The organism is Actinoalloteichus sp. AHMU CJ021 (assembly GCF_002895405.1).
Taxonomy (GTDB): domain Bacteria; phylum Actinomycetota; class Actinomycetes; order Mycobacteriales; family Pseudonocardiaceae; genus Actinoalloteichus_B; species Actinoalloteichus_B caeruleus.
Window position 1 is genome coordinate 394,260 of record NZ_CP025990.1, and the last position, 14,552, is coordinate 408,811.

9 protein-coding genes and 1 CRISPR repeat array (1 of these 10 only partly in view) are annotated in these 14,552 nt (G+C 75.9%); of the genes, 5 read left to right on the top strand and 4 right to left on the bottom strand.

What is annotated here, in order from left to right:
- Positions 1-154: 154 nt before the first annotated feature.
- From C1701_RS01300 to C1701_RS01305, 3 genes are all read left to right on the top strand, one after another.
- On the top strand, positions 155-1,375 hold the full coding sequence (locus tag C1701_RS01300; protein ID WP_103055357.1) for an acyl-CoA dehydrogenase family protein: 1,221 nt from the start codon (positions 155-157) through the stop codon (positions 1,373-1,375).
- Positions 1,376-1,599: 224 nt separating this feature from the next.
- The gene (locus C1701_RS27020; protein ID WP_337662061.1) at positions 1,600-1,767 is read left to right on the top strand and encodes a hypothetical protein; all 168 of its coding nucleotides are present in this window, start codon (positions 1,600-1,602) and stop codon (positions 1,765-1,767) included.
- Positions 1,760-2,275 carry a GNAT family N-acetyltransferase gene (locus tag C1701_RS01305; protein WP_051314366.1) on the top strand — a complete coding sequence of 172 codons (516 nt, stop codon included), beginning with the start codon at positions 1,760-1,762 and terminating at the stop codon, positions 2,273-2,275. The genes C1701_RS27020 and C1701_RS01305 overlap by 8 nt, the downstream gene beginning before the upstream one ends.
- A 144-nt stretch (positions 2,276-2,419) precedes the next feature.
- Here the strand turns inward: C1701_RS01305 and C1701_RS01310 are convergent, their stop codons facing one another.
- The 3 genes from C1701_RS01310 to C1701_RS01320 all read right to left on the bottom strand — a co-directional run bounded on the left by C1701_RS01310 (position 2,420) and on the right by C1701_RS01320 (position 6,397).
- Complete coding sequence (locus C1701_RS01310; protein WP_103055359.1) at positions 2,420-3,526, bottom strand: zinc-binding dehydrogenase; 1,107 nt, start codon at positions 3,524-3,526, stop codon at positions 2,420-2,422.
- Positions 3,527-3,593: 67 nt separating this feature from the next.
- The gene (locus C1701_RS01315) at positions 3,594-5,051 is read right to left on the bottom strand and encodes an aldehyde dehydrogenase family protein (protein ID WP_337662062.1); all 1,458 of its coding nucleotides are present in this window, start codon (positions 5,049-5,051) and stop codon (positions 3,594-3,596) included.
- Positions 5,052-5,173: 122 nt separating this feature from the next.
- Entirely contained in the window at positions 5,174-6,397 is a 1,224-nt protein-coding gene (locus C1701_RS01320) for an acetyl-CoA C-acetyltransferase (RefSeq protein WP_026420444.1), read from the bottom strand.
- Positions 6,398-7,314: 917 nt separating this feature from the next.
- Between C1701_RS01320 and C1701_RS01325 the strand changes: the two genes are divergently transcribed.
- Together C1701_RS01325 and C1701_RS01330 are read left to right on the top strand one after the other, a co-directional pair.
- Entirely contained in the window at positions 7,315-10,077 is a 2,763-nt protein-coding gene (locus C1701_RS01325; protein WP_103055360.1) for a helix-turn-helix transcriptional regulator, read from the top strand.
- A 223-nt stretch (positions 10,078-10,300) separates the two neighbouring features.
- Positions 10,301-11,671 carry a PucR family transcriptional regulator gene (locus C1701_RS01330; protein ID WP_337662063.1) on the top strand — a complete coding sequence of 457 codons (1,371 nt, stop codon included), beginning with the start codon at positions 10,301-10,303 and terminating at the stop codon, positions 11,669-11,671.
- A 575-nt stretch (positions 11,672-12,246) separates the two neighbouring features.
- Here C1701_RS01330 and C1701_RS01335 read toward each other — a convergent pair.
- Positions 12,247-13,455: a helix-turn-helix domain-containing protein gene (locus tag C1701_RS01335; protein WP_337662064.1), complete on the bottom strand. Its 1,209-nt coding sequence runs from the start codon at positions 13,453-13,455 to the stop codon at positions 12,247-12,249.
- Positions 13,456-13,955: 500 nt separating this feature from the next.
- A CRISPR array of direct repeats spans positions 13,956-14,552; the repeat unit is 30 nt; unit sequence GTCCTCATCGCTCCTACGAGGAGTTCCAAC; it runs 284 nt beyond the window's last position.

Genomic DNA, 14,552 nt, shown 5'->3' on the forward strand with positions numbered 1-14,552 from the left:
TCCGTTCCGTCCACGGCGGACGGCGGGTCCGTCTCCGCTGGGTCGTTCCGGCGACGACGGCGTTCCGCCCCCTCGCCCGCGTCGACGCCCGACGCCGCGTGCCGAACCCGGGCGTCCCCCGCCCCCGTGACCCCGCTCCCGAGGAGGAAAACCGATGGACTTCGCCCACGACGAGCGCACCCGCGAGCTGGCCGACCGCCTGCGGGGCTTCATGGCCGAGCACGTGCACCCCGCCGAGGAGGCCCTGGCCCGGGGCGAGGCCGACCCGGGGCCGGAGTGGGGGCCGCCGCCGCTGCTCGCCGAGCTGCGGGCGGAGGCCCGGCGGCGCGGGCTGTGGAACCTGTTCCTGCCCGGGGAGCACGGCGCCGGGCTGACCACCCTCCAGTACGCGCCGCTGGCCGAGATCACCGGCCGCAGCCCCCGCCTCGCGCCGGCCGCGCTGAACTGCGCCGCTCCCGACACCGGGAACATGGAGATCCTGGCGTTGGCGGGCACCGAGGACCAACGGCGGCGGTGGCTGGCACCGCTGCTGGACGCGCGGATCAGGTCGGCCTTCGCCATGACCGAACCGGACGTCGGTTCCTCCGACGCCACGAACATCGCCACCACGGTGGAACGGGTCGGCGCCGAGTACGTCGTCAACGGGCGCAAGTGGTTCGTCTCCGGGGCGCTCTCCCCCGAGTGCGAACTGCTGATCGTCCTCGGCAGGACCTCGGAGGACGGTCCGGCACGGGAACGGCACAGCATGGTCCTGGTGCCGACCGGCACGCCGGGTGTGACGGTGCGGCGCGGCATGAGCCAGTTCGGGTACTCCGACGACGACCACGGCGGGCACGCCGAGATCCTGTTCGAGGACGTGCGGGTCCCGGCCGCCAACCTGTTGGGCGAGCCCGGCTCGGGTTTCGCGATCGCCCAGGCCCGACTGGGCCCGGGGCGGGTGCACCACTGCATGCGGCTGCTCGGCATGGCCGAACGCGCGGTAGAACTGGCCTGCGCGCGGGCCGCGACCCGCACGACCTTCGGCCGCCGGCTGTCCGACCAGGGCGTGGTGCGGGAGTGGGTGGCCGAGTCGAGGGTGCGGATCGACCAGTGCCGGCTGCTGGTGCTCCGGGCGGCGTGGCTGATGGACCGGGAGGGCAACCGGGCCGCCCGCGACGAGATCCAGGGCATCAAGATCGCCGTCCCCCGGGCGGTGGAGTGGGTGGTGGACAGGGCGGTGCAGATCCACGGGGCGGCGGGGGTGAGCCAGGACCTGCCGTTGGCCCGGTTCTGGGCGATCGCGAGGTCGCTTCGGATCGCCGACGGCCCCGACGAGGTGCACCTGCGGTCCCTGGGCCGCCGCGAGATCGAACGCCAGCTGGCGGCGCTGGCCTGACCGGGTTCCGCCCGCCCCGACCAGTCCTGCCACCGCCCGGGTGGTGCCAGCGGCGGGCCGAAGGGGCGTCAGCAGGTCGGCGAGGCGCCACGGCCACCGGTGGCAGCGGACGGGGCCAGCCCGTCGGTGCCTCCGACGACCCCGGGACGGCGGTGGGGCGAGGCCGGCTCGGTTCGGCCGAGAAACCGGTGGTGGGACGCCGTCGCAGCGGCCAGGATGGCCCCGTGTCAACACGAGTGGCTCCCCTCACGGGTGGCGGCGCGCGCATCGCGGCTGGTATCGCCCCCGCCCTCCCGAACCACGGCCACCACGTCGCCGCGCTCGACCGCGTGGAGGACGCCGACCCCACGAGCGGTCGGGCCCTCCACGTCGGCGGTGGGCCTCGTGGCTGACCGGCGGCCGGCCACGCCGGACTTCACGATCCGCCCGGCGCGGCTTGACGACTGGCCCCGGATCTGGCCCATCGTCGAGGACGTCGTCACCGAGGCGCGAACCCTCCCCTACGACCCCGGCATGGGCGCGGACGACGCCCGGCGGATGTGGCTGCTGCCGGCACCGGCCAGGACGGTCGTCGCCGCCGACGGCGACCGGGTGCTCGGCACCGCGAACATGTACGCCAACCGTCCGGGTCCTGGCAGCCACGTGGCGTCCGGCAGTCTGATGGTCGCCCGGGCGGCGCGGGGCGCGGGCGTCGGGCGTGCTCTCACCACCGACCTGATCGGTTGGGCGCGGGAGAACGGTTTCGCGGCGGTCCAGTTCAACGCCGTGGTCGACACCAACACGAGCGCGGTCCGCCTCTACGAGAGCCTGGGTTTCGTCACGCTCGGGGTCGCCCCCGGGGCGTTCCGCCACCCCGAGCACGGTGACGTCGGCCTGCGGATCATGTGGCTGGACCTGTGACCCGACCGGTCGCGTGCCGGGTCGCGGTGCCCCGGGCCGTCCTCGGTCGCCGCGGCGCGGCAAAGCAGCCCACCCCGGGGAGAGGCCGGGGGTGGGGTGGCCGGTGCGGCCCGGTACGGGGACACCACCGGACCGGGCCGGCGCTCAGCCCTGGTCGCCCTGGTCGAACACGACGACCGCCCGCGCGCCCCGGCCCCGGTCGAGGTCGGCGAAGACGTCCTCCACCTCGGCGAGGTCGATCCGCCGGTCCACCAGGGACCCCAGGTCGAGGGCTCCCGCGCCGAGCAGGCCGAGCAGGACGGGCAGGTCCTCGGCCGGGTCGCAGTCCCCGTACATGCAGCCGGCGAGGGTGCGGCCCAGCATGGCGACCTCGGCGGCGCTGAGGGTCAGGGTGTCGCTCCGCTCGCCGAGCCCGACGACGGTGGCCCGCCCGCCACGGCGGAGCACGTCCCAGGCGGCGCGGATGCTGGTGGCGCGGCCGACGCATTCGACGGCGTGGTCCGCGCCCCTGCCCCCGGTCAGCCTTCGGACCCGCCGGGCCAGCTCCGGCCCGGGTTCGAGCACCTCGGTGGCCCCCAGGGACTCCGCGAGCGCGGCCTTGTCCGGCGCGGGGTCCACGGCGATCACCGGGGCCGCCCCCGCGATGCGGGCGGCCTGCACCGCGCACAGGCCCACCCCGCCCAGCCCGAGGACCACCACGGACTCACCGGGGCGGACACGGGCGGCGTTGCGCACCGCCCCCACGCCGGTGAGGGCGGCGCAACCCAGCAGCGCGGCCTCCACGGCGGGGGTGCCGGGTGGCAGCGGAACGCAGGCGTCCTCGGCCACCAGCGTCTCGGTGGCGAAGGCCGCCGCGCCCAGCCCTGGGAACAGAGGTTGGCCGTCGGCGCCCACGGCGTGCGGGCGGGTCGCGTACCGCAGCGACGCCTGGCACAGGTAGGGCTGGCCGCCCCGGCAGAACCAGCAGTCCCGGCAGGGCGGTGACCAGTTCAGCACCACCTGGTCGCCGACCCGCAGGCCCGTCACCCCCTCCCCCACCTCGACGACGTCGCCGACGCCCTCGTGCCCCAACACGGCCGGCAGGTGGTGGGGCAGCACACCCCGGGCCAGGGACAGGTCGGAGTGGCAGACACCGGCGGCGGTCATGCGGACCCGGACCTCCGACGGGCCGGGGTCGCGCAGCTCGATCTCCTCGACCCGCAGCGGTTGGTCGGTGGCGCGCAGGACGGCGCCGACGGCGGTGCTCGGCATGGTGTGCTCCCTCGCGGGGTGGGGTCGCGGCGACCGGGACGGGCCGGGGCCCGTGGGGTCGAGGTGGTCAGAGCGGAAGCTGGACGGCTTTGAGCTGCTGGAACTCGGCGATTCCGTGCGGCCCCAGTTCCCGCCCGTACCCGGAGTGGCCGTAGCCGCCGAAGGGCGCGACCGGGTTGAACGGTGCCCCGTTGATGTCGACCTGCCCGGTGCGCAGCCGGCGGGCCACGGCGGTGGCGGTGTCGTCGTCCTCGGCCCAGACGGCGCCGGCCAACCCGTAGGGGGTGCCGTTGGCGATGCGGACGGCCTCCTCCTCGTCCCGGTAGGGCAACACGGTGAGGACCGGCCCGAACACCTCCTGCTGGGCGATGGCGGCGGCGGGGTCGGCGTCGACGACGACGGTGGGCCCGCAGTAGTGGCCGCGCCCGTCCGGCCCGGCGGCGTCCCGACCGTCGACGGCCAACCGGGCGCCGTCGTGGACCGCGCGGGCGATGTGCCCGGTGACGGTGCGGCGGTGGTCGGCCGAGACCAGGGGCCCCAGGCGGGTCTCCGGGTCGGTCGGGTCACCGGGCCGGTACCGCTGGCTGGCCGCGACGGCCAGGTCGACGGCCTCGGCGTACCGGTCGTGGCGCACCAGCAGGCGGGTCTGCGCGGTGCAGGTCTGCCCGGCGTTGAGCAGGCAGCTGTCCACTGTCCTCCGCACCGCGCGGGCCAGGTCGGCGCCGGGCAGCACCACGGAGGCGGACTTGCCGCCCAGTTCCAACGCGACGCGGGCCAGGCGTTCCCCGGCGAGCGCGGCGACCCGGGCGCCGGCGGTGGTCGACCCGGTGAAGGACACCACCGCCACCCCGGGGTGGCGGACCAGGGCCTCCCCGACCACCCGGCCGCCACCCGGGACCACGTTGAGCACCCCCGGTGGCAGCCCGGCCCGGTCAGCCAGGTCCGCCAGGGCCAGGGCGGACAGCGGGGTGAGGCCGCTGGGTTTGAGCACGACCGGGCAGCCGGCGGCGAACGCGCCGGCGATCTTCGCGACGGCCTGGTGCAGCGGGTAGTTCCACGGCGTGATGCCGCCGACGACGCCGACCGGGTCGCGGAGGACCAGCGAGTGCCCGAGCCGTTCCGGGGCCGCGAATCCGGGGTCGCGCAGCAGGGCCGAGGTGGACTCCAACACCCGCAGGGGCAGTCCGACCTGCACGGCGCGGGAGAAGCGGATCGGCGTGCCGAGTTCGGCGGTGACCAGCTCGGCGAGGTCGGCGGCCCGGTCGGCCATCGCCGAGCGCAGGGCGTCGAGGTGGTCGGCGCGCTCACCCGGTTCCAGGGCCGCCCAGGCGGGGAAGGCCCGTTCCGCGGCGAGCACCGCCTCGTGCACGTCCTCGGGGCCGGCCGCCGCGACCCGGCCGAGCAGCTCCCCGGTGGCGGGGTCCTCCACGTCGATCGGCGTCGACGTGCGCGGGGCCGTCCACCGGCCGTCGAGGTACAGGCGGTCCGGGGGCAGCTGGTCGAGCAGCTGGGGCTGTGCTGGCACGGCGTCCTCCACGCGCTCGGGGTGTTCGGGAGTCGGGTGGTCGGGATGGGTCGTGGGTGGTCGGCGGTGCCTCGCCTCCGGGTGACGTGCGGCCCGTGGGCGGCGCCGGGACCGCACCGGGGTCAGGAGAGGCGTTCGACGACCATCGCCATGCCCTGCCCGCCGGCCACGCACATCGACACCAGGCCGAACTGGCCGTCCCGGACGCGGAGGCCGTGCAGCAGGGTGGCGGTCAGCCGGGCCCCGGTCATGCCGAACGGGTGGCCGACGGCGATCGCGCCGCCGTGCACGTTGAGCCGGTCCTCGTCGAGCCCCAGGTCGCGGTGGACGGGGATGACCTGCGCGGCGAACGCCTCGTTGATCTCGGCCAGGTCGAGGTCGCCGACGCCGAGCCCGGCGCGGCGCAGCGCGAGCCGGCAGGCCGCCACCGGCCCCAGCCCCATGATCTCCGGGGACAGCGCCGACACCCCGGTGGAGCGGATGCGGGCCAGCGGGGTGATGCCGAGGTCCCCGGCGCGGTCCTCGTCCATCACCACCAGGGCGGCGGCGCCGTCGTTGAGCGGGCAGCAGTTCCCGGCGGTGACGGTCCCGTCCGGCCGGAACACGGGGGCGAGCCCGGCGAGCCGGTCCAGGGTGGTCCCGGGGCGGGGGCCGTCGTCGGCGGCGACGACGGTGCCGTCGGGGAGGGTGACGGGGGTGATGTCCTCGGCCCAGAACCCGTCGTCGAGGGCACGGGCGGCGGCCCGCTGCGAGCGCACCGCGAACTCGTCCTGTTCGCGGCGGCTGATCCCCCGGTGCTGGGCGACGTTCTCGGCGGTCTGCCCCATCGCCAGGTACACGTCGGGCAGTTCACCGGACAGGCGGGGGTCCTCCCAGGGTGGGGCTCCGCCGCCGGCGCGGGTGGCCGAGCGGGCCATCGCCGCCGCGTAGCGGGGGTTCTCACCCCGCCCGCCGGCCTGGGCGTCGGCGGGGCGGGCGATGCGGGACACGCACTCGACGCCGCCGGACACGTAGGCCAGGCCCTCCCCCGCGCGGATCGCGTGGAACGCCATCCGGGTGGTCTGGAGGGACGAGGCGCAGTGCCGGCTGATCGTCGCGCCGGGCAGGGCGTCCAGGCCGAGCGACACCGCCACGACGCGGGCGATGTTGAACCCCTGCTCGCCGCTGGGGTTCCCGCAGCCGAGGTAGAGGTCCTCGACGTCCTCGACGGGCAGTTCGGGGACCTGGTCGAGCGCGGCGCGGACCATCGCGGCGGCGAGGTCGTCGGGGCGGACGTCGCGCAGCGACCCCTTCCTGGCCCTGCCGATGGGGGAGCGCGCTGCGGCGACGATGACGGCCTCGGGCATGGTCTCCTCCGGGTGCGGGCGGGGCGTGGGGCGGCGGGATCGGGGGCGTCGGCCGTGCGCCGGCCGCCGGCCCCGGGGCGGGGTGTTCCGGCTGGGCGGACCGGCACGGGACGGTCGGGTCCGGTCGTCCGGTCGTCCGGTCGGGTGGAGGGACGACGGGCCCGGGGTGGCGCCGGCAGCGGCGCCGGTCAGGCCGGCGACGGCTGCGGTTCGCCGGCCCCGGCCCGGCGGATGCCGCCCGGGGCCATCCCACCTGACCACGGGCCACCTCCCCTGTACAGCGGGGCCGGCGGCTTCTGGCGCCTTGCACAACCGGGGACGACGCCGCCATGTGACAGGGCACAGAACGCGACGACGACGCGGAGGGCACCGGCGCGGCCCCCTCGGTCGCCACACCCGCCGCGCCCTGGGGAAACACCGCTCACGACCGGCTCGCGGGCGCACAGTGGACCCGGGAGGCGGGCCGAGCGGCGGTCTTCCGCCGGAGTTCACGCGTGCGTAACTTGGCCGGTGTGATCGGAAAGCCTGTCCACTCGGTCGGCCTCCGCATCCACGACCGAGGCGACGACGCCCTGGCGGTCACCCGACCGCGCACCGTGGCACGCGGTCGTGCCCGGACGCCCGCGCGGACCGCCGCGCCCCCACCTCGGTGTCCTGCCTGCTCCGCCCCGGAGGTTCCGCCGCCGCCCGCGTCCCGCCCCACCCCACCCGTGACCACCCGGCCACGGGTGGGCCCACCTGCCGGGTCGGAGCCTCGGGTGGCGGCTGGCCCCGCCACAGCGGCCCGCCACCCCGCTGGACCGCTCGCCGCGTCGGACGCGGCGGCAGCCGAGCCGTTGACCGCTGGCGCGGGCGCACCCACGGACCCGCCGCCCCCGACCCCGGGTCCGCCGCGCCCGGCTGAGGAACCGCCCGGAGTGGACCCGCCCCCGACGCCGCCCGGTGCGCCCGGCGGCGTCGCACCACTGCCGGCCCGGGGAACGTTCGCGCCCGCGGCCCGCGCCGGGCCACCTCCCACCGCCCTGGATCGCCTCCCCGCCGACACGCGCCGGCTGGTGCTGGTCGCCGCCGCCGCGACGGTGTTCGACGGGCCACCCGCCCTGGACCTGCTCCACCGCGCCGCCCGCCGCGCCGGGCTGTCCCCGTCCTGCCTGGACCCGGCCGAGGACACCGGGCTCCTCGTCGTCGACGGCGACCTCGTCCGGTTCCGCGACCCCCACCTGCGGGACGCCGTCTACCGGGAGGCGCCGCGACCCCACCTGCGCGCCGCCCACGCGGTGGTGGCCGACGTCCTCGACCCCGGGCCCGGCGGTCTCCGCCGGTTGTGCCACCGGGCGGCGGCCACCGTCGGCCCGGACGACCGGTTGGCCGCCGCCCTGGCCCGCGCCGTCGACCGGCACTCCCCGACCGGCCGGGGACCGCTGCTCGACCACGCCCAGTGCTCCACCGCGCTGGCCAGCGCGGCACGGCTCACCACCGACGCCCGCCGCCGCGCCCGCCGCGTCCTCGCCGCCGTCGACCACGCCTGGCTCGCCGGCGACCCCCGCCGGGCCTGGGCGCTGCTGACGGCCCCGGAGCTGCCGGCGGCCGACGACGACGTGGTCGGCCGCCGGGAACTCGTGCGGGGAGCCCTGGAACTGCGCGGCGGGGTGGTCTCCGACGCGCACGCCTCCCTGGAACTGGCCGCCGCCCTGTTGCGCCCCCACGGCGGACCGTTGGCGCGGGCGGCGCTCATGGACCGGTTGGCGGCCAGCTGGGCCAGCGGTGACCTCCCCCGGCACCTGGCCGCCCTCGACCACGCGGCGGCCGACGACCCACCCGGACCGTCCACGGCCGGGAACCGCCCGGCGGCCGAGACCCCGCCCGCCCCGACCTCGGGGCACCGGCTGCCCAGGGCGCCCCGATTCCCCGACGTCCGCCTCGCGGCGCGCCTCGCCGGTGTCCGAGCGGCCGCCCACACCCAGCCCTGGGCTCACCCGGCGGCCGCCCGGCCACACCCCCCGGGAGGAGGGCTGGTCAGCTGGTGCGAGGCGCCCCGCTCGGCTGTGCGACCGACACCGTCCTGGACGGTCCACCGGCACCCGGGCCTCCCCGGGACCCGCACCCCACCCGAGGCCACCGAACGCCCACTCCCGGCGCCACGACAACCCCCCGACCCGCCACGGCCCGGCCGGCACCCCTCGGGTTGGGAGGCCGACTACGCGGGCGGACTGGCGGCCGTGCTGCGCGGCCGGCCCCACGAAGGAACCCCCCTGCTGCGCAGGATGCTCGACGGCGAGCTCGACGGCGCCGTCCCCCTGTTCGCGGCCACCGTCGCCGCCCTCGCCGCCGGCCGCCCCCGGGACGCCGCGACGGCGGCGGCCCGAGCGCTGGCCTCGGCCCGCGCCGGCGGGCCGGCCGCCCTGATCCCGATCGCGCTGGAACACCTGGCCCACACCGAACTGGTCCTCGGCGACCACGCCCGCGCCCACTCCCACGCCTCCGCCGGGCTGCGCGCCGCCCACCGCGCCGGCCAGCCCAACCAGGCCACCCACCACCGCGCTCTCCTCGCGTTCACCTCGGCCCTGCTCGGGGAGGAGGAGTCCTGCCACGACCACGCGGCCCGGGCGGCCAGGGAGGCCGCCGCCCGGGGACTGGTGTTCGCCGAAACCCTGGCCACCTGGGCACTGGCGATGCTGGACCTGGCGGGTCGCCGGCCCGAGACGGCCGCCGACCGGCTCCGCCCGCTGCTGGTCGGCAGCGGGCCACGCGGCCACTTCGCCGCCCGCGAGTTCGCCGTCCCCTCGCTGGTGGAGGCGGCCGTCCTCGCCGGCGACACCCACGGCGTCCACGCCCCGCTCCGGCGGTTCGAACGCTGGGCGGCGGCCACCGGCGACCCGGACCGGCGGGCACAGGCGCTGCGCTGCCGCGCCCTGCTCCACGCCGACGACAGCGGCGCGGACGCCCTGTTCCGGGAGGCGATCGACCTGCACGAACGGGCGGGCCAGGGCTTCGAACAGGGCCGCACCCGCCTGCTCCACGGGGAGGCGCTGCGCCGGCGCCGCAGCCCCGGAGCCGCCCGGGACCAGCTGCGCGCCGCGCTCGTCCTGTTCGAACTGTGCGGGGCCAGGCAGTGGGCGACCCGGGCACGCGACGAGCTCCGCGCGGTCGGTGACTCGCCGCCCCGGGCCGTCAACCTCGCGGGCCGTCGCCGGAGGACGGTCGACACCGACCGGCTCACCCCGCAGCAGCTGCGGATCGCCCGCGCCGTCGCATCCGGTAACACCAACCGGGAGGTCGCGGTGAGCCTGCGGCTCAGCCCGCGCACCGTGGACCACCACCTCCGCAACGTCTTCGCGACCCTCGGGGTGCGCTCCCGCGTCGAGCTGACATTGCTGCTGTCGAACGGCGGCTCCGACCGCGACGACACCCCGGCGGCCAGCGGCGTCGGCGTCGGCGTCGCCGTCGGGCGGCACCCCACCGGCCGGGAGGCGGCCGGGCAGGCGTCGGTGACCGCCCTGGCCACCGCGCCCCGCCGGCGACTGCCACCGGGACAACAACCCGTGTTCGGTCGGCCCAGGAACCCGGCGACCACGACCAGCGGCGAGGCACCACCGCGTCCCACATCCGAGACCAGCGCCCCGCGCCGACGGTCCCTGCCCTCCCGCCCGGGCGGCCAGGCCGAGGAGGCGGGCGCGTGACCCGGCCCGTCGAGCCGGCGCACCACGTCCCCTGCCCCTGGATGCCGGGTCCGGTGCCGTTCGCGGCCCCGTCCTCCCACCGGCGCAGCCCCGCAGGCCAGCCGCCAACCCTCGCCGCCCTCACCGCCCGCACCGCTCGGCGAGGGCGGCGAGGCCGCACCCCGACCACCGTCCCTGCCCCAGGGCCGCGCCCTGCCCCTCCACACAGGACGAGGTGAGACCCGTGACCAGACCCGCGTCGCCGCTCCGCCACCCCACCACCCCGGGTGAACCGACCGGCCGCACCGTCTTCGGCGGGCGGCCGCACGCGGACGCACGCGCCCGCCCCCACGGGCCGGCCACCGGCAGGACCTCGGTCCGCGCCCCGCACGCCCTCCCCGGACTACCCGCCGCCGGCCCGCCGATCCGCTCCCGCGCCAGCGCCGAAGCCGTCGCCGTCGTCCACCACGCCGCCAGGAGCCTGCTCAGCGAACTCCCCCAGCTCACCGACCACCTCGTCGCGCTGCTGCGGGAACAGGAACCCGCCTACCGGTCGGCCGCCACCGACTTCGACGGCCTGTGGCGGGAGGTGCACGAATCGCTGGAGCACAACATCCGGTCGATCCTCGCCCCCCGGGAGACCCGGGAGTCCGCCCGCCGCTGCTCGTGGCGGATCGGAGCCGAACGGGCCGAGCAGGGGCTGCCCCTCGACGCCCTGCTGCACGCCTTCCGGTTGGGCGGTGGCGTGGTGTGGCAGGGGCTGGTCGACGCCACCACCCGCAGCGACCCCGACCGGGTGCACCTGCTGGTGCACGTCGCGGCCGACGTGTGGAACTTCGTCGACGAGCACTGCGGCCTCCTCGCCGACGCCTACCGCAAGGTGGAGGGCCAACTCACCCGGCGCCGGGAGGAACGACTGCGGGCCCTGGTGGGGGCGTTGCTGGACGGCAGCACGAGGCTGGCCGACGTGCCCGCGGTGGCCGCCGCCCTGGACCTCCCCCAGCAGGCGCGGTACGCGGTGGTGGTCGTCGCCGGGCAGGGCCGGGCGGTGCTCCGCGACCCGGGCCTGCGGGTCGGTGTCCCCGGAACCCGGATCATCTGGCACACCGGGGTGGAGGAGGAACTGGGCATCGTCCAGCTCGGGGACGTGGCGGTCGCCGACCTCGCCGCCGCCCTGACCGTCCCCCGGGGCTGCCGGGTCGGGGTGAGCCCGGCCGTGGAGGAGCTGGCCGCCGTGGGCGCGGCCCGCCGTTTCGCCGACACCGCGCTGCGGACCTGCGAGGACGACGCCCAGGTCGCCCTGTTGGAGGACCACCTGCCCTCGGCGATGGTGGTGAGCTGCCCGGAGCTGTCGGCCGCGCTGACCCGGCGGGCCCTCGGCCCTGTCCTCGACCTCGACCCGCCGGACCGGAAGGTCCTGCTGTCGACCCTGGAGGTGTGGTTGGACTGCGACGGATCGGCGCTGCGCGCCGGAACCCGGCTGTTCTGCCACCGCAACACCGTGCTGAACCGGCTGCGCCGCTACGAACAGCTCAGCGGGCGGTCCCTGAACCGGCAGCGCGACCTGCTGGAACTCGCCCTCGCCCTGGAAGCCCAACGCCTGCTCGGCGAGTGAGGGGAACGGGGAGAGGGGTGTGCTGAGGTTGGTGCGACGTGGCCCACCGCGTTGGGCCGGGGCGGCCGGTGAGCGCGCCGGGGTGCCCCGGTCCTGCGCCCCTGAGCGGGAACCGTTCCGCCGCACGGCTGGGAGGTGCGCCCGGCGATGCGGTGCCGCCAGCCCGCACCGGAACCGGGCCTGCGGGGGACACTGGACGGCGGTGACGGTTCCCGGGCGGACCACCGGCCGAGCCGCCGCCCGAGGTGTACGGCGGGCCGCGCTCACCTAACGGCTGGCGACCGGCACCCCAGGACGTCGGGCTTCTCCGCCTCGCCTGCTGAACGCGAACACGGACGCCATCGCCGTCGCCGTGCCACAGGTCACGTCACAGCGAGGACGGCCAGCTGGCCAGCCGTCACCAGCCGACCCCGGCAGGCGGCCGGCGCCGGCCGACCCCCGTCTCGCACGCCCGCAAGCGCACGCCGACGACACAGCGGACCGTCATCGTGATCGGCGTGACACCGCAGTGCGCTGCGGAGGGGAAGTGCCACACCGTGTCCAGCTACCAACCTGACCGGGAAGGGTGGGTTTGGTCAGGTCGCGATTCCCATCCGAAGGGCGAGGCCCCGCAACGCGCCAGCACCGGCTTCCCTGCGCGACCGCACGAGCAGGCTGCTGACCGCGTCCCGGACCAGGGGGTGGTTGCGGACGCGGTGGGGGGCGAGCTTCTCGGCTTTCAGCAACAGCGCGAGGCCCCGCTCACGGGAGCGGGTCTCCGAGAGCACCGCACGTCCCCACTCCGAGTAGAACGCCGCTCGCCTCCCCGCGTAGGGAATGACGTCAATGTCGATCTGCCCCGCGATCCTGTCCACGGCGCCGATGTCCTTCTTCTCCGAGGCGATCACCAGCGACCAGACGGCGACGTTGGTAGGGCCGAACCAGAGTCCCGCCCACGGAGACCCCGGGCCGCTCACTCGTCGCGCCGCGTCCCTAGCCTCCCGAACGTGTGCGTCCGCGACATCATGCTGGCCCGAGGCTACCGCCCCCAGCGCCGCGTTGAGGTGCACCTGGCCATACGCTTCGAGCACGCCCGGCTCGCCGATGTGCGGTTCCAGCGATCCGGCCGCAGCGGCCGAGAAAGCCACCTGTTCACGTCGCCGGCCAGGACCGAACGCCTGACCACGCATCCAGTAGCCCAGCCCCCGGAGCTGAGGATCGTCGAGATCCTCGGCGATCGTCCTGACGTGCGTGTACGCCAGGGCCGGCAGCCCCACACCGTGCAGTGCTTTCGCCGCGTCCATGATCGCCTGGTAGGTGGAGGCGAGCCACTCACCGGCCTGTCGCCGATGAGGCCCCGAGGCGTACAGGACCAGGAGTTCACGTACGAGGCGCGGCGCGAGATCCGCCAGGGCCGGGTAGTCGCAGGCGTGGCGGGCAGCGTTGACGCCGTCGATGGCCGCCGCCAGCGCGGGAAGCGGGCGCGGCGTCGTGTCCTCCGGCCGTTCTCCGGGCATCGCGGAGGTGAGTGCGCTGTCCAAGGACTGGATGACATCGTGTGCGCTCTGGTCACCACGGCGGAGCGTCTTGTGCGGTTCCGACGTCAGTGCCGAGGGGGCGACCCGCAGGGCCGACGCGAGCGCTTCGAGCAACGACCGTGAACTCACCGCACGCCCGCCGAGTTCGATCCGCGAAAGGTAGGACCGGCTGATACCGGCAGGGCCAGCGACCGAGGACGCGGTCATGCCCCGCCAGTGCCGGATCTGCCGAATCCTCGTGCCGATGAGGTCGTCTTCGAGTTTCACCGAGGTCCCCTTCGCCGCACGAACCCGCCGCTGCCGTACGCCAGCGTAGGCTTCTCCCATGCTGGTGAGGACCATCCGATCCGGTGTCTCGTTCCTCTGCTGGCGGCCAGTCGCCAGTTCTGTTGTGGACACCGACGGTTGGCTGCTCGTGGAGCAACCAGTGCGGCGCGGCACAACGCGAGGTGGAGCGGACGACAGCGAGGCCCGCTCCGGGAGCTGCCCGTCGCTGCGAGACCGTCACGACGCGAGCCTTGCATGCGCTCGCCCGGCTGCCTGTGTCGCGTGGCCGGCCGCACCCGCCTGCGAGCTCGACATCCTGCGGCGGCCGGGGGGCGGGCTGGCGGCCGAGCACCGGGCGGGTTGGGCGCGACGCGCACGGTAGGCTTGCGCACGGAGATTTCAGCGAACCCCCCGGGTCAGATGTCAAACCTCAGGTTCACTGCAAAAGCGGCGCCAAAAGCACCGTGCAAGAAGGCCCTGACCAGCGACTTTACTCTCGGGTCCTCATCGCTCCTACGAGGAGTTCCAACTGCTCCCATCGGAGGACCGGCGGAGCGTCGTCGTGGTCCTCATCGCTCCTACGAGGAGTTCCAACGTGGCGGACGTTGCGTTGACGACACCCGCCGCGAGTCCTCATCGCTCCTACGAGGAGTTCCAACGCTGCGGATTGCCCGCGAGCGGGCTACTGCCGAGAGTCCTCATCGCTCCTACGAGGAGTTCCAACGCGTGGCTGGCCGACTGCGGCGGCCGCATGGACCCCGTCCTCATCGCTCCTACGAGGAGTTCCAACCGAGGTGGATGCGGAAATCGCAGTCCTGATTCGCGAGTCCTCATCGCTCCTACGAGGAGTTCCAACCGCTCGGCGCGCACCGCGGCGAGCTCGGCGCGCAGGTCCTCATCGCTCCTACGAGGAGTTCCAACACGAGGCCGAGATCCGCGTGCACCGGTTCGCCGCCTCGTCCTCATCGCTCCTACGAGGAGTTCCAACATGATGCTGCCCACCGGGTCCACGGTGGGCTCGACCTGTCCTCATCGCTCCTACGAGGAGTTCCAACCGGCGAACACGACGACGCCGCCCCGACGACCGGGCGTCCTCA